Genomic DNA, 22,208 nt, shown 5'->3' with positions numbered 1-22,208 from the left:
AGACGTGCAGGCATAGTTCCGCATCGGGGATGAGGGACCTATGCTGAAACTACCGCTGATCGCTCCACAGCCGCCACGGCTGAGTGAAATGGCCGAAGAGCTGCGCGCGCTTGAGGCAAGCGGCTATTTCAGCAACGGCGGCCCCATCGTCCGCGATTTCGAGCGCCGGGCCGTGGCCCAGCTCTTCGGCGGCGAGGGACTGGCCCTGGCAGTCTCGAATGCGACGCTGGGCCTGTTGCTGGCGATCCGCGAGGCCAAAGCCGGCAGATCCGGCCGTTACGCCCTGGTCCCGGCCTTCACCTTCGCCGCCACGGCGCATGCAGCAATCTGGGCGGGGCTCACCCCGATCCTGGTCGACAGCGACCCGAAGGACTGGGCCGCATCAGCAACCGCCATCGAAGCCGAGCTCGCCCGGCACGGCGAGGAAGTGGCGGTAGTCATACCCTACGACACCTTCGGCACCGGCATCGACCTGGGCTATTACGAGGCCCTGTCCGAACACCACAATGTCGGCGTGGTGGTCGATGCCGCCGCCTCGCTCGGCAGCCTCGACGCCATGGGCCGCGGCTTCGGGACCGGCAGCCGTCTCACCTGCGTCTTCTCGATGCACGCCACCAAGACCTTCGCCACGGCGGAAGGCGGGCTGATCTACAGCGCCGATCCGGACCGCATCCAGATCCTGCGCCGCATGCAGAATTTCGGCTTCGGCGCACCGCGAACCGCGACGCAGGAAGGCATCAACGCCAAGCTTCCCGAGCTGCTCGGCCTGATGGCCCGCGCCAAGCTGGGCGAGATCGATGCCGTGGCCGAGCACCGCGCCGCGCTCGACCGCGCCTATCGGGAGCAACTCGGCGACACCGTCACCTTCCAGCGCAGCCATGCCCGCAGGCAGGTCGCGCAGTTCATGCCGATGCTGCTCCCGGCGGGCACAGACCGCGCCGCAGTCATGGCCAGCCTGGCCGAACAGGGTATCGGCTCCGGCCATTATTTCAGCCCGCACATCGGCCAGCAGCCCTATTTCCGCGAAGCCTGCATCACCGGACCGACTCCGGTCGCCGACGATCTCTCCGCTCGCATGCTCTCGCTCCCGGTCACCGACCGGATGAGCGGAAGCGACGTCGCCACCATCTGCGACGCATTGCATGCCGCGCTGCGCAAGCCACGCATCGTCGTGCCGTCCGCGCCCGAGCCCATCCTCAACACCGTGCTGATCGGTGGTGGTCCCGCAGGCGTGGCCTTCCTCATTTCGGCCAGCAAGAAGGGCAAGCTTCGCGAGCTTGGCGCCGGCCTCGCCCTGGTCGAGCGCGGCGATTGCCTCGGCGCCGGCGAGCTGCCCGGCTATGCCATCACGTCGGACAGCACTGCCGAGACCTTCCTCAGTGCGGTAAAGGACAATCCCGAGCCGAGCATCGCCGCGCTGATGGACCACCCCGCCGCCCGCGAGATCGCCGCCTATATCGGCAAGCTCGGCGTGCCGCTGCACCGCACCGGCCCGTTCCTCGAAGCGATGGGCCAGCGCGTCGGCGCTGTTGTGACGGAAGCCGGCGGCCAGGTGCTGACCGGCCATGAGGTCATCGACAGCCGCCGCTGCGCCATCGGCCTGTGGCGCACCCGCATTCGCAATCGCGCCACCGGCGCCGAACGCGAACTGCTGTCCGAGAACATCGTCATCGCCACTGGCGGCTACCAGTCGGCCAGCGACATCGCCGCCGCACCCGTCGCCGGCACGCCGCTCGGCGAACTGGTCGGCGAGCGGCTGATGCTGTGCGACGACATGCTGCGCACCGGCGGCATGGACCGGCTGCGCACCCGCATCGCCGGCAAGCGCGCGCCCAGGATCGCGATCATCGGCGCCTCCACCTCGGCCATCGCCTCCGCCGTCCTGCTGCTCAAGTCCGACATCCCGTTCGGCGCAGAGAGCCTGAGCCTGCTCCACCGCGAGGAGCTCCGCCCCTGGTACCCCTCGGCCGAGACCGCCCGGGAAGACGGCTTCACCGATTTCGGCCCGGACGACATCTGTTCGCTTTCCGGCTTCGTCTATCGCCTAGCCGGCTTCCGGCTCGAGGCGCGCGAGCTGGTCCTGCGCATGCTCCGCATCGGCGGGCGCACGCCCGATCCGCGCGTCCGGCTGCAGCAGATCGCCCGTCCCGACCCGGAGACCAGCCGCATCCTCGCCGAGGCGGACGTTGTCGTCGCCGCGCTCGGCTATCGCCCGCACGCACTGCCGCTGCTCGATGCCGAGGGCCAGCGCATCGCACTCAGCGCCCACGCCCCGGGCCGCCCGCGCCTCGCCGACCAGCTTTGCCGAGTCACCGATGCCGAGGGCCAGCCGATCCCCGGCGCCTATGGCATCGGCCTCGCCGCCGGCTTCGTCCCCGAAGGGCGCCTCGGCGGCGAGAAGAGCTTCAAGGGCAAGGCCAATGGCCTGTGGCAGTGGCAGAACGATGTCGGCCAACTCATCGTCGACCAGCTGCTCGGGCAGAGCGTGAGCCTCGCCGCGTGAACGGACTGCCTGCTCCCACTGTCTCGGTCGTCATGCCCGCCTATAACGGCGCGGCCTGGATCGGCGCGACGATCGACTCCGTCCTCGCCCAGGACTTCAGCGACTGGGAGCTGGTGATCGTCGACGATTGCTCGACCGACGACACGCGCGCCCTGCTCGCCACGCTGACCGACCCGCGCATCACCGTGCTCCATGCCGAGACCAATGGTGGCCCGGTCGTCGCCCGCAATATCGGCTTCGCCGCGGCGCGCGGACGCTACATCGCGGGGCTCGACCAGGACGATCTCTGCAAGCCCGGCCGCTTCGCTACCCAGGTCGGCTATCTCGACGCCAATCCCGGTACCGTGCTGGTCGGCACCGCCGCCGAGTTCCTCGAGAACGGCATTGTCAGCCCCTGGCCCGGCGACCGCCCGCTTACCCCGGCGATGATCGACTGGTTGCTGCTCACCCAGAACCCGCTGGTCTGGTCCACCGTCATGTTCCGCGCCGAGGCCGCGCGGCTGCTCGATCCCTTCGAGCGCCCCCAGGTCCGCTATGCCGAGGACTTCGACCTCTATCACCGGCTCGGCCGCTTCGGGCAGATCGCCCGGCTCGACGAGGCCCAGCTCCTCTATCGCTGCCACCCCGGCGGCGCTTCCAAGCGCTTTGCCGAGATGATGGCGGCCAGCGCCGGCCGGGTGCTGACGGAGCGCTATCTGCCGGTGTTCGGCGACGAGGCAGCTGCGAACGCCGCGCTCGTCGTGCGCTATTTCATGCAGCGCGACCCGGCCCCCGACCTGGAGACGCTGGGCCGGCTGTCGCGCATCCTGGCGGCGCTCCACGCCGACCATGTCGCCCGCACCCCGCTCACCCCGCAGGAGCGGATCGAAGTGGACGGCGAGCATGCCCGGCTCTGGTGGCTGATCGCCCGACCCGCGCTGCGCCAGGGCGCGGTGACGATGCGCCAGGCGATGGGCGTGTTGCCGGAGAGCGTCCACTTGCCCGCCAGCGACCCGGACCGCCTGATCTCGCCGCTGATCGGCCGCGTCCGGGCGATCGGACGCGGGTTCGGCGTGGCGCTCTGAGATCGAAAGTACACGAAGTACAGGCTCAGAACGGCTATCGACGGGAGCTTGCGGGCCGCCACCAAAGGCCGCCCCGGCCCACTCAGCTGGCAGCGGCTGCCTTCGCAAGCGCGAGGTCGGCGACGGCGATGGCGCCAAGCGGCCCCGCCTTGTCGCCCAGCGCAGGCGCCACGATGTACGGCCCGTCGTCCGGCAGCGTCATATAGCCGTTGAGGCTGGCACGGAGCGCCGCTTCGATCCGGCCGAGCAAATGCGACTGGCCGGTCACCACGCCGCCGCCGATCGCGATGCGATACGGCGCGGTGGAAGAGACGATCGCATGGCACATCATGGCCAGCGTGTGGGCGATCGGCGCCCAGACGGGATCATCCTCCGCCACTTCGCCGACCGATCGGCCGCCCAGGCGCAGCTTCAGCGCCGAGCCCGAGGCCAGGCCCTCCACGCAATCATCGTGGAAGCTGCAGAAGCTCGGCAGGTCGTCGCCGGGCAGCCGCGGCACGCGGATATGGCCAAGCTCGCTATGCGCGAAGCCGCGCGTCGGCAGGCCGTGCACGACGAGGCCGACCCCCACGCCGGTGCCCACGGTCACATAGGCGAAGTCGTCCATCCCCCGCGCGCAGCCCCAGGCCATCTCGGCGAGCGCCGCACCGTTCACGTCGGTATCGAACCCGACGGGCACATCGAAGGGCGCCGACAGGATGCCGAGCACGTCGGTGCCCGGCCATGCCGCCTTGGTCGTCGCCAGGATCTGGCCATGGGTGGCGGATTGCGGGTTGATATCGATCGGGCCAAAGGAAGCGATACCGAGCGCGGCAAAGCCGTGCGCCGCATCCCATTCGCGCAGGATCGCGAGGATCGCCGGCAGCGTCTCATCCGGCCGGGTGGTCGGCACGGTGCGCTGGTCGCGAATGTCGTCCGGACCGCTCGCCAGCGTGCAGACGCACTTGGTTCCGCCTAGCTCGATTCCGGCCCGAAGCGTCGACTTTCCATCGGGAATCGTCACGCCGAGAGCGTCCACGCTGCTGCGCACGGACCAGATAGCGACTGCATTCCCCTCTCCCATCAATAACTTGGCACGTATCTATACGAGTCTCTTGTCACGCGCTTCCGCTGCATTAATATTTCAAATTAGATAATTCAATGATCCGGAGAGGGGTCTGCGATGGATAAGGGAGCGAGCACGCTCAATCGATCGGCCGTGGGCGCCGCCAGCCTGGGCGGCCTGTTGTTCGGTTTCGACACGGCGGTGATCGCCGGCGTTACCGACGCCTTGCGGCACAGTTTCCATTTGAGCCCGGCCCAACTGGGCGCGGCCGTGTCCGCCGCACTGGTCGGCACCCTGGTGGGGGCACTGGGCGCGGGACCACCGGGCGACCGCTTCGGCAGCCGCACGATGCTCTACTGGATCGCCGGCGCCTATATCCTCTCGGCGATCGGGTCGGCGGCGGCGGGCGGCCTGGCGATGCTCGTCGCCTTCCGGTTCATCGGCGGGCTCGCGATCGGCGGCTCTTCGGTGCTGGCGCCGGTCTATATCGCCGAGGTCAGCCCGGCCGAGCGGCGCGGGGCACTGGTCGGCCTGTTCCAGCTCAGCATCGTGATCGGCATCCTCGCCGCCTATGTGAGCAACTTCCTGATCGCCCGCGCGATCGACGGTGAGCTCGCCTGGCGCGTGAAGCTGGCCGTGGCGGCGGCCCCGGCCCTGCTCTTCCTGCTGCTGCTCCTGCGCATCCCGCACAGCCCGCGCTGGCTGGCGCAGCGCGGCCGCCTCACCGAGGCGGGCAACGCGATCCGCACGCTGCGGATGGGCGATCCCGAAACGCTCCTCCCCCAGTTCACCGCGGCGGCCATACCGGGCAGCGCCGCCCGGCTCAGCTGGGCGCTCCACCGCCGCCCGATCCTGCTCGCGTTCGCGCTGGCGCTGTTCAACCAGCTGTCGGGCATCAACGCGATCCTCTATTATCTGGGCGATATCTTCGCCGCCGCCGGGTTCAGCGCGGTGTCGGCGGACCTGCAGGCGGTGGCGATCGGCGTCGCCAACCTGCTTGCCACCCTGCTCGGACTGGCGGTGATCGACCGGGTCGGCCGCAAGCTTCTCCTGCTGATCGGCGCGATCGGCACGGCGCTGGCGCTCGCCGCCGTCGCGACGATCTACACGCTGGGCCAGGGACAGATGTTCCTGCTGCCGGCACTGATCGCCTTCATCCTGTTCTTCGCGGTCTCGCAGGGCGCGGTGATCTGGGTCTATCTGTCGGAGATCTTCCCCACCGCGGTGCGCGCCCGCGGCCAGGCGATCGGCAGCGCGACCCATTGGGGAATGAACGCGCTTCTCGCTTTCGGCTTCCCGATCGTCGCGCAATATACGCAGGCCTTGCCTTTCTGGCTGTTCGCCGGTGCAATGCTGGTGCAGTTTGTCATAGTATGGCGATACTTCCCTGAAACGCGCGGCATTTCGCTCGAGCGGCTGGAAGGAACGCTCGAAGGGAAATGAGGGCACGTGATGGAGATGAGCTTGGCATGACAAGCAGTGCCCGCCGCGCCAGGCCGCGCCTTTCCGGTACCAATCTCGAACGTGCCGCCGATCACAACCAGCGCGTGACCCTGCACGCGATCCGCGTGCTCGGGCCGCTGACCCGCGTCGAGCTGGCGCGGATCACCGGGCTCACCGGCCCGGCGATCGCCAACATCACCAAGCGCCTGCTCCAGGACGGGCTGATCGAGGAAGCCGGCCAGCGCCGCGGCGGCCGCGGGCAGCCGCCGACCGCTTTGGTGGTGAAGCGCGACGCCTGCTACTCGATCGGCGTCAACATCGACCGCGATCATATCACCATCGTGCTGGTCGACTTCTCCGGCGAGACGCTGACCCGCACCACCGAGGAGGTCGATTTCGCCCTGCCCGGCCAGGTCCGCGCGCTCTATCGCCGTTCGATCAAGAACATGCTGCGCCGGGCGGATGTCGACGTGGCCAAGGTGGTCGGGCTGGGCGTGGCGATGCCTGACGATCTCGGGCTGGTCGACCTGCCGGGGCGTCCGGCCAACTATGCCGATTGGGAACAGACGGACATCGCCGCGCTGTTCGACGAGCCGTTCAACCTGCCGGTGTTCGTCGAGAACGACGCCGCCGCCGCCGCGATGGGCGAGATGCAGCTCGGCCACGGCCAGAGCAACAACAGCTTCTTCTACATCCTGCTGTCCTCGGGCCTGGGCGGCGGCCTGGTGATCGACGGCACCTATATCCGCGGCGCGGACGGGCGCAGCGGCGAGCTGGGCTTCATGCGCGCGCAGGGCGAGACCGGCGAGCAGATCCAGAGCCTGGTGTCGCTCTCCGGCCTGACCCGCAGCCTCGAGGCGGCGGGGCACAGCCTGGCCGACGCCCGCGGCCGGACGCCCGAGGCATCGGTGCAGCATTGCATCGCCGACTGGACCGAGCGCGCGGCGCATCAGCTGACGGTGCCGCTCGATGCGGTGAACTGCCTGATCAACCCCGCGGTCGTGCTGCTCGGCGGCCGGCTGCCCACCGCGCAGCTCGATGCGCTGGCGGCCCGCACCGACGCGCTGATGCGCGAGCGGGCGCCGCAACTGCCGGCGGTAGCGCCGGTCGCCCGCGCCGCTTTGTCGGAAGACGCGCCCGCCGTGGGTGCCGCGATCCTGCCGTTCAGCCACTTCCTGCTGCCCAAGCCGGGCGCCCTGTGGAAGGCGCAGGGCAGCGCCGATGCGGAGATGGACGGAATCGACGCCTAGGCTGGCCGACGTCCAGATGCGGCGGTTGGTTTAGCTGCTCGCCGGAAGAGTGAGTGGCGATACGCCCTAACCGGTACGCCCGAACGAGGGCGGGCGATCGGCCCTGGCGGTGCCGAAGCTGGACGGCTTGTCGCCCATCTCGAACACAAGCTCACCGCCCTTCGCCAGATCGGTATGGGCGATCCAGTTCTTCGTCCAGGGCTTGCCGTTCCAGCGCACCGACTGAATGTACGGGCGGTCGGCGCCGTTGCCGTTGGCGAGCACGCGTAGCGTCCTGCCGCCGCCCAGATCGACCTCGACGCGGTCGAACAGCGGCGAGCCGAACACATAGAGCGCGCTGACCGGATCGACCGGATAGAAGCCCAGCGCCGAGAAGACGAACCACGCGCTCATCTGGCCGCAATCGTCATTGCCGATCTCGCCGTCGGGATCGTTCCTGTACATCTCGAGGCACAGGCGGCGCACCATCGCCTGGGTCTTCGCCGGGGCACCGGCATAGGCGTAGAGATAGGCGACATGGTGGTTGGGCTCGTTGCCGTGCGCATACTGGCCGACCAGACCCGAGATGTCGGGCGGCGCATTCTCCGGCAGCGTCGAGGGCGCGTTGAACAGCGCGTCGAGCTTCTCGACGAACGCGGCATCGCCGCCGAAATGCGCGATCAGGCCGTGCACGTCATGCTGGTTGAGGAAGGTCGCCTGCCAGCCATTCGCCTCGGTATAGTCGCGGTGCAGCTTGGGATCATGGCCGATCTGGATCGGATCATAGGCCGCCCACCACTTCCCGTCCGAGAATTTCGGCCGGGCAAAGCGCGTCGAGGCATCGAGTACGTTGCGATAGTTGAGGCTGCGCTTGCGCAGCGCCGCGGCATCGTCCTTCGCGCCCGCGGCGTCGGCGAGCACCGCCATCGCCCAGTCGTCATAGGCATATTCCTGGGTCCGGCTGACCGACTCCCAGATCTTGTCAGCGGGGATATAGCCCAGGTCGTAATAATAGCCGCGGCCCAGCGAGCCGTCGCTGTCCTTGAAGGTGCGATCGAAGGCGCGCCGGCGGATGTTGGGCCAGGCGGCGGCGTAATCGGCCTTGATGCCCTTGGCATGCGCCTCGGCCAGTACCGAGACCGAATGCCAGCCGATCATGCAGCCGGTCTCGATCCCCTGGAGCTGCCACACCGGCGGGCCATAGGGGCTCTGCTGCGTCTGGCGGATCAGGTCGCGGGTGAAGGTGGCGGCGCGATCGGGCTGCACCAAAGTGAGCAGCGGATGCAGCGCGCGATAGGTGTCCCACAGCGAATAGGTGCTGAACGAGGCCTCGCCCGCCGGCACCTTATGCACCTGCTGGTCCATCCCGACATAGCGGCCGTCGCGATCGGTGAAGAGCGTCGGCGCGAGAAAGCAGTGATAGAGCGCGCTCGCCAGGATCGTGCGCTGGTCCGCACTGCCGCCCGCCACGCGGACGCGGTCGAGCTCCTTCGCCCAGAGCCGCCGCGCCTTGCTCGCCGCGCCGTCAAAGTCCCAGCCCGGCGCCTCGCCCGCCAGCGCCGCCTTCGCGCCGGCGACATCGACCGCGGAGATGCCCGTCTTGATCTGGATCGGCTCGCCGCCCGCCTCGTCGAAGAAGAACGCGACTTTCAATCGATTGCCCTTGATCGACTGCGCGCCCTTGGGCGCAGGCTTGTTGTCATCGCCGAAGAACTCGACGCGGTCCGGCTTGCGCGACAGCTGCATCGCGAAGTGGATCATCCGCCCCTTGGCCCAGCGGTGCACGCGGCGGCTGCCGGTGAGCATGAAGTTCGCGTCAAGCTGGAGCGAGGCATTGTCGAGCGTGACGCCCTTGTCCCACACGTCGCGGATCATGTGCGCGAAGTCGACCAGGATGTGCCCGGCGCCTGAAGGGAAATGATAGCGGTGCAGGCCGGTGCGTTCGGTCACCGTCAGCTCGGCGAGCACCCCGCTCTCCAGCTTCACCCGGTAATAGCCGGGCTCGGCCGCTTCCTCCGAGAAGCGCTGGCGATAGCCGAGGTCCGGGTTCTCGAGCGTGCCGGGATCGAGCTGCAGCGGCCCGCGCGTCGGCACCGCCAGCACGTCAAGCATGTCGCCGATGCCGGTGCCCGATAGATGGGTGTGCGAGAAGCCCATGATCGAGGTGTCGCTGCGGTGATAGCCCGAACAGGCATCCCAGCGGGCATTGTCGGTATCCGGGCTCAACTGCGCCATGCCGAAGGGCAGCGAGGCACCCGGGAAGGTGTGGCCATGCCCACCGGTGCCGACGAACAGATTGGGTTTGCCGGGCGCGGCGCCCTGGGCGACGGCGGCACGCGGAAGCGCGGAGCCAAGCGCGATGGTGCCGGCCCCGGCGAGCAGCTGGCGGCGATTTGCGGTGAACATGCGGTTCCTGCCCTTCCCTAGAGCTTCTGTGCGAGCAGCGCCGGCTTGCGCCGGGCGATGTCGAGGATGAGGTCGCCGAACAGGCCATTGGCCCAGGCGAACCAGCTCCGCGTGAAGTTGGCGGGATCATCCTTGTGGAAGCTCTCGTGCATGAAGCCGGTGCCGCCGTGCGAGGCCTTGAGCCATTTGAGGCACTGGGCCACCGTCGCGTCATCTTCGTGGATCAGCGCGCGGGTGATCAGCGACATCGGCCAGATCATGTCCATGCCGATATGCGGCCCGCCGATCCCTTCGCCGAACTTGCCCTTGAAGAAATAGGGATTGCGTTCGCTCCAGGCGAGCGCAGCGGTACGGACGTAGAGCGGGTCGCGCTTGTCGGCGGCGCCGAGCAGCGGCAGGCCCGACAGGCTGGGGACGTTGGCGTCGTCCATGAAGATGGCATTGCCATAGCCATCGACTTCGAAGGCCCAGACCTGGCCGCCCTTCCCGTCCGGCATCTTGCCATGCCCGTCGAGTGCCGCCTGGACTTCCGCGGCGAGCGCCAGCGCGTCCTGCGCCGCCGCGGTGTCGCCGCGCGCCTCGTTGTGCACCTGGGCGAGCATCCTGAGCGCGGAGACCGCGAACAGGTTCGACGGGATCAGGAAAGGGAAGACACAGGCATCATCCGAGGGGCGGAAGCCCGAATGGATCAGCCCGACCTTGCGGGTCGGCGCGCCGAAGCCGCCGAACATCAGCGTTTCGGTCGGCGAGGGATCGACGCGCTGGAAATGGTACGGGCCGGGTCCATCCTTGCGCTGCTGCTCGCGGAAGGTCGCCACCGCCCGCGCCGCGCCCTGCGCCCAGAGCGCGTCGAACGGCGTCTTGTCGCGCGTCGCGGTCCAGTAGCTGTGGGCGAGGCGCATCGTATAGGCGAGCGAGTCGATCTCCCATTTCCGCTCGGCGACGCCCGGCTTCATGTCGGTCCTGTCGTTCACCGCCGACAGGTTCGACTTGGCGGTCGGGTCCGGGGTGAAGGCGTTGGCGTAGGAATCGATCAGGATGCAGCGCGCCTGGCGCTGGATCGCGCCCTGGAAGACACGGCGCAGATCGGCGTCCCTGGGCGTCAGATGGACATAGGTCTGGAGCTGGGCCGAGCTGTCGCGCAGCCACATCGCGTCGATGTCGCCGGTGATGACGAAGGTATCGGGCTTGCCGTCCACCGTGCCGAGCCGCACCGTGGTGTCCAGCGTGTTCGGGTAGCAATTCTCGAACAGCCAGGCGAGTTCGGGATCGGCGATCTTCGCCTTCACCGCCTTGATCTCGGCCTCCACCGCTTTGCTGACGAACCCGCGCTGGGCGACCGGCGGCCGCTTCGATACGAATCCCTCCGCCTGCCCGGCCGCCAGCGCCCGCACGGGCAGGGCCGCCGACATCGCCAGCGCGCCTGCCCCCATCATCACCTCACGACGCTTCATCACCCTCTCCCGTTCTTGTTGTTCAGCGCGCCGCCGGTGCGCTCATCGAGAAGGGCGCATTCGACTTGGCCGTGCCCCATTTGGTGTTCGGGTTCGGCCCCATCACGAAGCGCAGCGTGCCGCCGCCCTGCAACTCCTCGCGGGAGAACCAGGGCTTGTCGTGCGCCTTGCCGTTCAGGGTGACCGACTGGATGTAGACGTTCCTGTCGCTGTTGTTGGCGGACTCGATGTTGAGCAGCTTGCCGCCCGGCATGGTCAGGCGGACATTGCGGAACAGCGGGCTGCCGATCGCATATTGCCCCACCGTCGGCGTCACCGGATAGAAGCCGAGCGCCGAGAAGACGTACCAGGCCGAGGTCTGGCCATTGTCCTCGTCGCCCGGATAGCCATCGGGCGCTGCCGAATAGAGCTTCTTCATCACGTCGCGGACATGCGCCTGCGCCTTCCACGGCTGGCCGGCCCAATCGTACAGGTAGATCATGTGCTGGATCGGCTGGTTGCCATGGGCGTACTGGCCCATGTTGACGATCTGCATCTCGCGGATCTCGTGGATCACCTGGCCATAATAGCTGTCGTCGAAGATCGGGCGGGTCGAGAAGATCGAGTCCAGTCGGTCGGTGAACTTCCGGTCGCCGCCCATCAGGTCGATCAGGCCCTGCACGTCCTGCATCACCGACCAGCTGTAATGGAGCGAATTGCCCTCGGTGAAGGCATCGCCCCATTTGTAGGGATTGAACGGCTTGGACCAGCTGCCGTCCTGGTTGCGACCGCGCATCCAGCCGCTCTCCTGGTCGAACAGCTTGCGATAGTTCTGCGCCTGCGCCGTGTATTTCTTCGCGTCCTCGGTCTTGCCCAGTGCGGCGGCGAGCCGGGAGAGCGAGAAGTCGGCGGTGGCATATTCGAGCGTGCGCGCGGCATTCTCGTTGATGCCCACGTCATAGGGGACGTAGCCGAGCTTGTTGTAATATTCGACGCCCTCGCGGCCGACCGCGCCGACGACGTTGCCGCGCTTGTCGCGGGGACGCCCTTCCGAGGTGGTCGCGTTCTTGACCATCGCCTCGTACAGCGTCTCGACGTCGAAGCCGCGCACGCCGTTGAGATAGGCATCGGCGATCAGATTGGCCGAGTTGGAGCCGATCATCACGTCGCGGTGCCCCGGGCTCGCCCATTCGGGCAGCCAGCCGGATTCTTTGTAGGTGTTGACCAGCCCCTGCATGATCTCGCTGTCGCGCTCCGGGTTCATCAGCGCGAACCAGGGGAAGACCGCGCGCCACGTGTCCCAGAAGCCATTGTCGGTGTAGAGGAAGCCGTCGTGCACCTTGCCGTCATAGGGGCTGTAGTGGACGGTCTTTCCGGCGGCATTCACCTCGTGGAACATGCGCGGAAACTGCAGCATGCGGTACATCGCCGAGTAGAAGGTGCGGCGATTGTCGAGGTTCGGATCGCTCACCTGGACCTTGGAGAGTTCCTTCTCCCATTCCGCCCGCGCCTTGGCCTGGGTCTGGTCGAAGCTGTCCTTGCCCAGCTCGCGATCGAGGTTGAGCGCGGCCTGTTCGGGGCTGATGAAGGACGAGGCGACCTTGACGTTGACCTGCTCGCCGGCACGCGTCTTGAAGCTCACCACCGCGCCGACATGATCGCCTTCGCTGGCATTGGCGCCCGAGACCTGGCCGTTGTCGTCCCAGGTGCGGGTGACTTCGAAATCCTTGTCGAACTGGGCGACGAAGTAATTGTGGAAGTTGCTCGGCACGCCGCCGTGATTGTTGCGGACATAGCCGATGATGCGGCGGTTGGCGGCGTCAATCTTCACCATCGAGCCGCCGGCATAGCCGTCGATCAGGATGTGCGCGTCATCCGCCTTGGGGAAGGTGAAGCGGAAACTGGCGGCGCGATTGGTTGGCGTGACCTCCGCGGTCACGTCATAGTCGGCGAGATAGACCTTGTAGCCATAGGCCCGCGCTTCCTCGGCCTTGTGGCTGTACCAGGAAGCGCGCTCGTCTTCCTTGACCTTGAGCGGGCCGGTCTCGGCGAAGAGGCCGAACGCGGCATAGTCGTTCATCCAGGGGCTGGGCTGGTGGGTCTGCTTGATCGCGTTGATCTTGTGCGCGCTGTAGGTGTAGCCCCAGCCGTTGCCCATCTTGCCGGTGACCGGCGTCCAGAAGTTCATGCCCCAGGGCACGGCCACCGCCGGATAGGTGTTGCCATAGGACAGCTCATAGCTGCTGTCGGTGCCCATCAGCGGGTTGATCAGGTCGACCAGCGCAGGCTCCGCCGTCTGCGCCATTGCCGGCGCCATGGTCGTGCCGAGCGCACTGGTGAGCAGCATTGCCGAGATGCAGCACGCGCCGATGAACTTCCTCACAATCCCAATACTCCCCTGCTCGATTTCGTACGTGCTCGTGTCCGTTACCGCGCCTTGAACGGCCGCGGCTTCACGCCTTCATTGGTCATCACCACCGGCTTGATCGAGCCGTCCGCGGTGAATTCCATCCGGTCGATCGCCATCTCGCGATGCTCGCCCTTGTCGTCGCCCAGCGGGCGGCGGTGATAGACGATGTACCAGTCGTCGGTGCCGGGCACGTTGACCACCGAGTGATGGCCCGCGCCGCGCGCGATCTTGAAGTCCTGTTCGAGGATCTTGCCCCTGGGGGTGAACGGCCCGAGCGCGGTCGGCCCAGTGGCATAGGCGACGCTATAGTCGGGGCCGGTCCAGCCGCCCTCCGACCACATCAGGTAATAGACGCCCTTGCGCTTGATCAGGAACGAACCCTCGACATAGCCGGGCGGCGTGATTTCCTTGTAGCTACTGCCGTCCGCGAAAGGGACGACCGAGCGAAGGTCGTCGCTCAGCTGCACCACGTTGCAGTGCTTCCAGCCGCCGTAGAAGAGGTACACCTTCCCGTCGTCGTCGCGGTAGACGAACGGGTCGATCGGCTGCGCGCCATTGTGGAACTTGCCGATCAGCGGCTTGCCCAGCGCGTCCTTGAACGGCCCGCCCGGCTTGTCCGAAACCGCCAGGCCGATGCCGCCGACCTCCGCATCGCTCTGGATGTCGTTGGCGCTGAAGAACATGTAGTAGCGCCCCTTGTGCTCGAGCACGGAGGGCGCCCAGATCGCATAGCCCGCCCAGGCGATGTTCTCGACGTCGAGGACATGGCTGTGCTTGGTCCAGTGGACCAGGTCGGGCGACGAGAAGGCGTTGAAGAAGGTCTGCTGCACATAGGACGGACGCACCGTCTTCTGCTTGCGCAGCTCCGTCTGGTGCGGCGTGAAGCGCCTGGTCACGTCCGGCGCGCCATAGTCGTCGGAATAGGTCGGGTAGATCCAGTATTTGCCGCCGAACACACGGATCTCGGGATCGGCGTACCAGCCCTTCACGATCGGATTCGCCGCCCAGGCGATCCCCGCGGTCATCATGGTGGCAGCGGCGGCGATGATGCCTGCCCGGATCTTGTTCATGCGACCGTCCCCTTATTCCCCCACCCCGAAGTCATGGGCCGCCGGGCCTCAGGGGACCCGACGGCTGCATGATTGTCGTCCTCTCCCCTGCCCCGCCGGAACGGGGGTGGAGGTGGCCCGGGGGGAAAGGGCCACCTCCTGAGTCAGGGGGCTGACTCATTCGATGATCAGAACTTGTATGCCATGCCCAGATAGAAGCGACGGCCCGAATAGACGTTCGAAATGAACCGGTCCTTCGTGTCGTTGCCGAGGTGCTGGCGCTGCTCCGACTTGGTCAGGTTGATGACCGAGCCGGTGATCTGGAAGTTCTTGAAGACGTCGACCGCGGCGTTGAGGTCGACCTGCTCATAGGGATCGTCATAGACGTTCAGGCCGGACGACAGCCCGCGCACCACCTCGCCGCGGCGATTGTACGAAGCGCGCACCAGGATCGGACCGTGCTCGTAGAAGATCGACGCATTGAGCTGGGTCTTGGCGCTGCCCACCAGGGGCGATTCACCAAGCTTCTTCCCGTTCAGCGCGACGTCCGCCATCGAGGTGTCGTTGTAGGTGAAGTTCACCTGCGCGCCGAGGCCGAAGTCCAGCGTGTGCTGGGCATAGACTTCGACACCCTGCGACACGGCGCTCGAGCCATTGGCCTGGGTCGCATATTGCTGGACCGTGACCGTCTGACCGGCAACTTCCTGCGGCAGGTCGATCACGACCGGCACGATGAAGTCCTTCACGTCCTTGCGGAACAGGGTCGCGCCCAGCACCGAGCCACGGTGGAAATACCATTCCACGCCGAAGTCATACTGCCAGGCGTTGAACGGCTTCAGGTCGAAATTGCCGCCATCGCCGAACCAGCCCGGTCGCGCGCCGAACTGGGCACGGTCGAACACGAATGCATCCGAGTTGAAGGTCAGGCCGCGCGAGCCCGCCAGGTCGCCATAGCCCGGCCGTGCGATCACCTTCGACGCCGCCGCACGCAGCAGCAGGTTCGGCGTCACGTCCCACGAGATGTTGAAGCTCGGCAGGAAGTCCGTGTAGGTCTTGCTCTCCGAGTTCGGGCTGAACACGCGGAGCTGGCGCTGCGATTCCGGGATCACCGAGCAGTTGCCGTCCGCGCCCACGGGCTTGTTCGGGTCGAACGCGCCACCCGGTCCGTTGACGCAATACTCGTTCTCGTAGGTGATGCGGTCGGTCGAGGTGCCGTCCTGCTTGGTATTCACCACGCGCAGGCCGATATTGCCGCGAACCGTGCTCGTCTTGAAGTTCAGCTGGCCATAGCCGGCCCAGATGCGCTCGCCGATGTTGTAGACGTTCTGCGGCTCGGGAACGCGGACCGGGCCGCTATAGGTCTTGTTCAGATAGTCGATATAGTTGCGGATGTTGATCGCCGGGAAGGCGCTCGTCTGGAACCCGCCGGCGATGTTGCCGAGCGAGCTCGGGTAGAAGATCTCCGGCAGCGCCAGCGCGCCACCCGGCGTATCCTGGAAGCGCAGGGTGTTGGCGGCGTCCGAATACCATTCGAAGCGACCGGTCTCGCGGTGGATGGCGGCATCGCGCCACTTCGCGCCGACCTGGATCGAGTCGAAGAAGGGCGAGTCGAACTTCCGGGTCAGGTCGACCTGGGCATAACGCTGGGAGAGCGAGCTGTTGGTGAAGCCCGAACCCGTCGAACCCAGGTCGATCTGCGCCACGCCGTTCAGCATGTTCTGGATCACGTTGGGCGAGAAGTTCATCGCGATCGACTGATCGGTGAAGTTCCAGGCGCTGAGCGAGTTGCCGTTGACCGAGCCGTTGCGCGGCTTGGCCTGGGCATAGAACTGGAACGACGGGCCACCGGTCGCCTTGGTCTTGCCGAAGACGAAGTCGACGTTCAGGTGGCCGAGTTCCCAGTTGCCGCGCACTTCATAGGTGTTGGAGACGCTCTTCTCACGGACATAGGTGTCCTGCGGTGCCGGGGTTTCCATCGTGCACATGTTGCCGGGAACGCGGCAGCCGGTGCCTTCGGGCGGAACCTCGAAGGTCGCGCCGGTCAGGACCGTGCCGCTCTTGTCGAACGTCGCGCCGGTGAAGAAATTGCCATAGCCCCATTCGGGGATCTTGATGCTGCTGCGGGTGTAGTCACCGTTCAGCTGGAAGCGAAAATAGTTCGCCGTGATCTCGAGATTGTCGAACGGCTTCATCTGCGCCGTCGCCTGGATGCCCAGGCGCTTGCGCTTCTGCTCCATAATCGTTTCGCTGACCGACTGGGGCGCCCAATAGCCGCTGTAATGCTTGCCGTCGCGCGTGGTGGTGCCGGCGTTGTTGCCGCTGTTCCAATAGTCGATGGCAGAATCATTGGCGAAGGTCTTGCCGTTGACGTCGGTCGCCGGATCGGTGGCCTTATCGTCGGTCCACCAGTGCCAGCTGTCGCCCGAGGCGCTGAGCGAGCGGTTCGTGCGCACCTGGTAGGTGGCGCCGACCAGGAAGCCCAGCGTCTTGTCCTCATTGTGCCAGGAGAGCAGGCCGGAGACGTTCGGCTCGACCTTCTTGGTCACGTCCGAATAGGTGCCTTCGGCGGAGACGGTGCCCGACCAGGGCTTCAGGTCGAACGGCTTGCGCGTGCGGTTGATGATGACGCCGCCAACACCGCCTTCATCGAGGCGCGCTTCAGGCGACTTGTACACTTCCACGCTGCCGATCAGCGTCGAGGGCAGCAGCAGATAGTTGAACGAGCGCGAGGGGTCCCCGCTGTCGGCCGACGCGATGAAGTTGCCGTTGAGCTCGGTCAGCGTCAGGTCGGAACTGAGGCCGCGGATGCTGACCCGGCTGCCTTCGCCGCCGTCACGATCGATGATGACGCCCGGCACGCGCTGCAGCGAGTCTGCCACGTTCTTGTCCGGGAACTTGCCGATGTCCTCGGCCGTGATCACGTCGACAAAGGCGTTGGCCTCGCGCTTCTGGTTGAGGCTCTTCTCGATCGAGCCGCGATAGCCGGTGACGATGATGTCGCCACCCTGGGCACCCGCATCCTGCTGTGCCTGCCCTGCGTCCTGTGCGGACTGGGCGGCATCCTGGGCATGGGCCACACCGCTCATCGTGATCGCGATGCTGGCCGATGCAAGCAGTTGGCATATCAGCCGGTTGCGACCGGCCAATGGCGTGCGTGCACGAAAAGTCATCCCCTATTCCCTCTCCAAGTTCAGGCCAGGCGCTGGCCCGATGTTATGCGCCCTGGGTATTCCCTTGAGGCGCTTCAAAATCAGAATACTAAAATCAATTTGTCAATTGTATCCGGTTGCGGTCGTGGCGTTATCCCGACCAGCTGTTGCGCGTTTGCGCCCTTATGAGCCGCGCTTGCGCTTCCTGGGCGGCGGCACATCCTTCGCCGCCGGCTCCGGCTTGTCCCACAGCGGCGCTGACATCCGGGCGAACGCCTCCGCCGGAGCCTTGGCCACCGCGCGATCATAGGTGAGCAAGCCGTTGATCTCGCCCTCCACATCGGTCGTCTGGGTGTAGACCGACGCACTCAGGCCATTCTCCTTCGCCTGCCGCACCACCTCGTCGAACTTGCGGCGATAGCGGGCGAGATAGTCGTTGGAATCGGTAGTGACCTGGTAGCTCCAACGCTTGTCGTCGCGCCACAGATGCCCCTCGATCGGCCAGCCCACCCCGCCATATTCGCCGAGCACGATGGCGCGGTCGCTTTGGCGTGCCGGCGTGTGCGGCACGTCCTCATAGGTGTGGATGTCGAACACGTCGGAATCGCGGCCCGCCACGTCCAGCCAGCCGCTGTCCGAATTGACCAGCCGGCTCGGGTCCATCCCGCGCACGAACCTGGTGAGCGTGGCGGAGTCATATTGCCCCCACCCCTCGTTGTTGACGACCCACAGGACGATCGAGGGGAAGGCACGCAGGTCGCCGATCATGTGCGACAGCTCGAACTGCTGCTGCGCCATCACCTCGGACGACAATACCGCCTGGCTCTGGCTGGTGCCGGCGAGGAACTGGTCCTCGCCGCCGCCCGAGGGCATGTCCTGCCAGATCAGCATGCCCATGCGATCGGCGTCGTAGTAATAGCGGTCCGGCTCGACCTTGATGTGCTTGCGGACCATGTTGAAGCCCGCCTTCTTCAGAAACTCCAGGTCGTAGCGCATCGCGGTTTCGGAAGGCGGGGTCAGCAGCCCGTCCGGCCACCAGCCCTGGTCGAGCACGCCATTGTGGAAATAGGGCCTGTTGTTGAGCAGCAGCGCCGGCTGGCCATGTACCTTGCCCGGCCCGACCGAGACCTTGCGCATCGCGAAATAGGCCTTGGCGATGTCGCGCGCGGCGCCTTCCACCTGCGCGGCGGCATAGGCCTGCCCCTCGCCCACGGTGAAGCGCGAGTCATAGGCGGCGCGGTCGCGCTCCTTCCGGTCGGCATAGGGATCGCGCACCGTCACCAGCTCGGCAACCAGGTCGTAGAGGAACGGGTCCTCGGGCGACCACAGATGCGCGTCGGGGATGGCGATGCTGGCATGGCGATTGGCGCGGATGATCGTCGAGCCGATCGTCTTGCCCTGCGAGCGCACGCTCAGGCGCACCGCGTCGGTGTCGCTCGCCCAGGCCGAAAGCGCGACATCGACTTCCACCGTGCCGCGATCGATGTCCGGCGTCGCGCGCACATCGGCGATGTGCAGCGCGGGCACCGGCTCGAGCCATACGGTCTGCCATATGCCGCTGACCGGCGTGTACCAGATGCCGTCCGGGTTCAGCAGCTGCTTGCCACGCGGCTGGCTGCCGGCGCTGGTCGGGTCGGCGACCTGCACGACCAGCTCGTTCGCCCCGGGCTTCAGATACGGAGTGATGTCGAAGCCGAAGCGGCTCGACCCGCCCTTGTGCGCACCGACGACCGCGCCGTTCACCCAGACATGCGCCTCGAAATCGACCGCGCCGAAATTGAGCATCACATTCTGCCCGGCCCAGTCGGCGGGCACGGTGAAGCTGCGGCGATACCAGACCCGGTCCTCGGGCTGCACCTTGCGCGCCACGCCCGACAGGCGGGATTCGACGGCGAAGGGCACCAGGATCTTGCCGTCCATCTGGGTCGGCGGCGGCATCGGCGCCGCCGCCCTGGTGATGGCATAGTCCCACTGGCCATTGAGGTTCAGCCACTTCTCGCGCTCAAGCTGCGGGCGCGGATAGCTGCGCCAGGCATTCTCCGGCGTCACATCGCGGCCCCAGCGGGTAATCATCGCACCGCCGGTATAGGTCGCATCCGCGCGGGCAGCCGGCGCCTGCTGGGCCAGTGCCTCGGTCGCGGCACCCGACAGCAACAGGGCGAGCATCATGGTACGCATCGTCAAACTCCTCAGTGCCGACTCAGCGAGGGCGGCGCATCGGCCGGGCTGCTGCCCCAAGCCGGATTGGGCTTCGCGCCCATGGTCAGTTCCAGCACGGCGCCGTTCGCGATGTCGGCGTGGCGGAACCACGGCTTGGTCCAGCTTTTGCCGTTCAGCGTGGCGGACTGGATGTAGAGGTTGGTCGCCGAATTGTTCTTCGCGACGATTTCGAGCGTCTTGCCATTGCCCATCCTGAGCGCGGCGCGATCGAAGATCGGGCTGCCGAGCACATAGACGTCGCTTGCCGGATCGACCGTGTAGAAGCCCAGCGCGCTCAGCACGTACCAGGACGATGTCGCACCCTGGTCGTCCATCCCCGGATAGCCATAGCCGGCGGCGTCGCTGCCATAGAGGTCGCGCAGGATGCGGCGCGACAGCGCCTGGGTCTTCCAGGGCTGGCCGCTCCAGGCATAGAGATAGGGGGCCTGCTGGTCCGGCTGGTTGCCCTGCACATATTGGCCGATCACGCCGGTGCAGTCGCGGCAGATGCCCGTGGGGTTGTAGGGCCTGGTGAAGAATTCATCGAGCTTGGCGTTGAACGCGGCCCGGCCACCCAGCGCGGTGATCAACCCCTGCACGTCCTGCGGCACCAGCCACAGGGTCGACCAGCCCGACGCCTCCTTCATCATGTGGTTGTAATAGGGCTCGGCCGGATCGAAGGGTGTGAACCACTTGCCGTCCTCGGTCCGCCCGCGGACAAAGCCGATCGAGCGGTCGAACACGTTGCGCCAGTTGCCCGCGCGCTTGCGGAACAGCGTGGCATCCTGCGGCTTGCCCAGTCGCTCGGCCATATCGGCGAGCGCGGCGTCGTCCCAGGCATATTCGAGCGTCTTGGCAGCACCCGCCTTGCCGTCCGCATGGGGCGGACTCGGGTTGCGGTCCGGCACCACGTCCGAGATCCAGCCGCGCGCCATATATTCGTCGAGGAAGTGGCGCGGCCCCTTGGGATCCAGCGCATTCTTGCGGAGATACTCGTACGCTGCCGCATAGTCGAACGCGATGCCACGCCGCATCGCGCCGAGATAGAGGAACACCGCATTGTCGCCGTGGAACGAGGTGTTCATGAACCCGCGCTCGCGGGCCATGTCGAGCTCGGACTGCATCACGTCGCGGGTCAGTTCGGGCTCGAGCAGCTCGAGCAGCACGATCTGGTTGCGGCCGGTATCCCAGAAGGGCACCGGGCCGTAGCGGTCATAGCTGGCGACCTGAGTCTTGCCGTTCGTATCGGTGAAATGCTCGCCCTTTCGCGCCACCAGCCGCGGGCTGGCGAAGGACTGGAACAGCGTCGAATAGAACAGCATCCGCTGCTTCTCGGTGCCGCCGCTCACCCGGACGCGGTCGAGGAGCTTCGCCCATTCGGCGCGCGCGGCACCACGGATGCGGTCGAAATTCCAGTCCGGGCTTTCCTGCCGCAGCCGCCGCGTCGCCGCCTCGTAGCTCGGGCCGTACGCGATGCGGACCAGCACCCGCTCGCCGTCGCGCGTGGTGAAATCGGCATAACTGCCGGCGAACGCCCCCTCGATCTGCCGGGCATCGGGCTGCACGTCCTTGTCGCCGATGCCATAGCCGCGGGCATTGCCCGGAGCCTTGCGAAAAGTGCCGAAACGCTTGAAGGGCTTGGAGAATTCCGCGACGAAATAGCGTCCATCGCGCGCATCGTTGTCGTTGCGGTCGCCAATGATGCCGCGCACCGTACGGTCGCCGACCACTTCGACCTGGCCGCCCCGCCCCTGCAGGTTCAGGATCACATGCGCCCGCTCGGTCGCCGGGAAGGTGAACCGCATCAGCGAGGTCGCCTGCGTCGCGGTCAGCTCGACCTTCGTCTTGAAGCTGTCGAGGAACACCGAATAATAGCCCGGCGCCGCGACTTCATGCGCCTTGTCGTACCAGGCCTCGGTATAGACCGGCGGCACCGTCCAGTCGCCGACGATCGGCATCAGCATCGGCGTGGCGCGCGCACCATAGGTAGGGCCGCCGCCACCGGTGAAACCGATCATCGTGGGATTGGTGTAATAGTATGGGGTCGCTACGCCCCAGGGATAGCTCAGCTCGACATTCGAATTGACCGGTGCGGCCTCGACTGCACTGTGCGGCAGGCGCGCACCGGGTGAAGTCAGGCCGGAATAGAGTGGTTCGCCTGCGGGCGGCGCGTTGCCGATGAACTCGGGATTGTCCAGCGGCGCCGTACCCACCAGCGGGTTGGCGATGTCCACGGGGGCCTGCCCCGCATCCGCACGTCCGGAATCCTGCGCCATCC

12 protein-coding genes are annotated in these 22,208 nt (G+C 66.7%); 4 read left to right on the top strand and 8 right to left on the bottom strand.

Going from position 1 to position 22,208, the window contains the following annotated elements; genetic code table 11:
* Nucleotides 1–40 precede the first annotated feature (40 nt).
* Nucleotides 41–2,503 (top strand): aminotransferase class I/II-fold pyridoxal phosphate-dependent enzyme, encoded by a 2,463-nt coding sequence (locus tag O3305_RS00945; protein ID WP_269574767.1) that lies wholly within the window; start codon nt 41–43, stop codon nt 2,501–2,503.
* The gene (locus O3305_RS00940; RefSeq protein ID WP_269574766.1) at nt 2,500–3,567 is read left to right on the top strand and encodes a glycosyltransferase family 2 protein; all 1,068 of its coding nucleotides are present in this window, start codon (nt 2,500–2,502) and stop codon (nt 3,565–3,567) included. Before O3305_RS00945 ends, O3305_RS00940 begins: the two co-directional genes overlap by 4 nt.
* An 82-nt stretch (nt 3,568–3,649) precedes the next feature.
* Here the strand turns inward: O3305_RS00940 and O3305_RS00935 are convergent, their stop codons facing one another.
* The gene (locus tag O3305_RS00935) at nt 3,650–4,597 is read right to left on the bottom strand and encodes an ROK family protein (protein ID WP_269574765.1); all 948 of its coding nucleotides are present in this window, start codon (nt 4,595–4,597) and stop codon (nt 3,650–3,652) included.
* A 132-nt stretch (nt 4,598–4,729) separates the two neighbouring features.
* Between O3305_RS00935 and O3305_RS00930 the strand changes: the two genes are divergently transcribed.
* The gene (locus tag O3305_RS00930) at nt 4,730–6,055 is read left to right on the top strand and encodes a sugar porter family MFS transporter (protein WP_269574764.1); all 1,326 of its coding nucleotides are present in this window, start codon (nt 4,730–4,732) and stop codon (nt 6,053–6,055) included.
* Nucleotides 6,056–6,081: 26 nt separating this feature from the next.
* Nucleotides 6,082–7,305, top strand: a complete 1,224-nt coding sequence (locus O3305_RS00925; protein WP_269574763.1) for an ROK family transcriptional regulator — start codon at nt 6,082–6,084, stop codon at nt 7,303–7,305.
* 66 nt (nt 7,306–7,371) lie between these two features.
* Here the strand turns inward: O3305_RS00925 and O3305_RS00920 are convergent, their stop codons facing one another.
* From O3305_RS00920 to O3305_RS00890, 7 genes are all read right to left on the bottom strand, one after another.
* Nucleotides 7,372–9,690: a GH92 family glycosyl hydrolase gene (locus tag O3305_RS00920; protein ID WP_269574762.1), complete on the bottom strand. Its 2,319-nt coding sequence runs from the start codon at nt 9,688–9,690 to the stop codon at nt 7,372–7,374.
* Between the two features lie 17 nt (nt 9,691–9,707).
* Nucleotides 9,708–11,144, bottom strand: a complete 1,437-nt coding sequence (locus O3305_RS00915) for a glycoside hydrolase family 125 protein (protein ID WP_269574761.1) — start codon at nt 11,142–11,144, stop codon at nt 9,708–9,710.
* A 22-nt stretch (nt 11,145–11,166) separates the two neighbouring features.
* A complete protein-coding gene (locus tag O3305_RS00910) occupies nt 11,167–13,470 on the bottom strand; it encodes a GH92 family glycosyl hydrolase (protein ID WP_269576592.1) in 2,304 nt (767 codons plus the stop codon).
* 80 nt (nt 13,471–13,550) lie between these two features.
* A complete protein-coding gene (locus O3305_RS00905; protein WP_269574760.1) occupies nt 13,551–14,603 on the bottom strand; it encodes a glycoside hydrolase family 43 protein in 1,053 nt (350 codons plus the stop codon).
* A gap of 167 nt (nt 14,604–14,770) precedes the next feature.
* Nucleotides 14,771–17,752, bottom strand: a complete 2,982-nt coding sequence (locus O3305_RS00900; protein WP_269574759.1) for a TonB-dependent receptor — start codon at nt 17,750–17,752, stop codon at nt 14,771–14,773.
* A 162-nt stretch (nt 17,753–17,914) separates the two neighbouring features.
* Nucleotides 17,915–19,909 (bottom strand): glycoside hydrolase family 2 protein, encoded by a 1,995-nt coding sequence (locus O3305_RS00895; RefSeq protein ID WP_269574758.1) that lies wholly within the window; start codon nt 19,907–19,909, stop codon nt 17,915–17,917.
* 11 nt (nt 19,910–19,920) lie between these two features.
* Nucleotides 19,921–22,206, bottom strand: coding sequence for a GH92 family glycosyl hydrolase (locus O3305_RS00890; RefSeq protein ID WP_269574757.1), 2,286 nt, complete (start codon nt 22,204–22,206; stop codon nt 19,921–19,923).
* Nucleotides 22,207–22,208: the final 2 nt, after the last annotated feature.

The sequence above is a fragment of the Sphingomonas sp. NIBR02145 genome, assembly GCF_027359115.1.
Lineage (GTDB): Bacteria > Pseudomonadota > Alphaproteobacteria > Sphingomonadales > Sphingomonadaceae > Sphingomonas > Sphingomonas kyeonggiensis_A.
Note: the sequence above shows the minus strand (reverse complement) of the source record. Positions and strands in the feature narration are given on the sequence as shown.

Excerpts from the sequence above, each read along its gene's own strand:
- O3305_RS00945 (WP_269574767.1), top strand. The coding sequence starts at position 41 with ATGCTGAAACTACCGCTGATCGCTCCACAGCCGCCACGGCTGAGTGAA.
- O3305_RS00930 (WP_269574764.1), top strand. The coding sequence starts at position 4,730 with ATGGATAAGGGAGCGAGCACGCTCAATCGATCGGCCGTGGGCGCCGCC.
- O3305_RS00925 (WP_269574763.1), top strand. The coding sequence starts at position 6,082 with ATGACAAGCAGTGCCCGCCGCGCCAGGCCGCGCCTTTCCGGTACCAAT.
- O3305_RS00920 (WP_269574762.1), bottom strand. The coding sequence starts at position 9,690 with ATGTTCACCGCAAATCGCCGCCAGCTGCTCGCCGGGGCCGGCACCATC.
- O3305_RS00915 (WP_269574761.1), bottom strand. The coding sequence starts at position 11,144 with ATGAAGCGTCGTGAGGTGATGATGGGGGCAGGCGCGCTGGCGATGTCG.
- O3305_RS00910 (WP_269576592.1), bottom strand. The coding sequence starts at position 13,470 with ATGCTGCTCACCAGTGCGCTCGGCACGACCATGGCGCCGGCAATGGCG.
- O3305_RS00905 (WP_269574760.1), bottom strand. The coding sequence starts at position 14,603 with ATGAACAAGATCCGGGCAGGCATCATCGCCGCCGCTGCCACCATGATG.
- O3305_RS00900 (WP_269574759.1), bottom strand. The coding sequence starts at position 17,752 with ATGACTTTTCGTGCACGCACGCCATTGGCCGGTCGCAACCGGCTGATA.
- O3305_RS00895 (WP_269574758.1), bottom strand. The coding sequence starts at position 19,909 with ATGCGTACCATGATGCTCGCCCTGTTGCTGTCGGGTGCCGCGACCGAG.
- O3305_RS00890 (WP_269574757.1), bottom strand. The coding sequence starts at position 22,206 with ATGGCGCAGGATTCCGGACGTGCGGATGCGGGGCAGGCCCCCGTGGAC.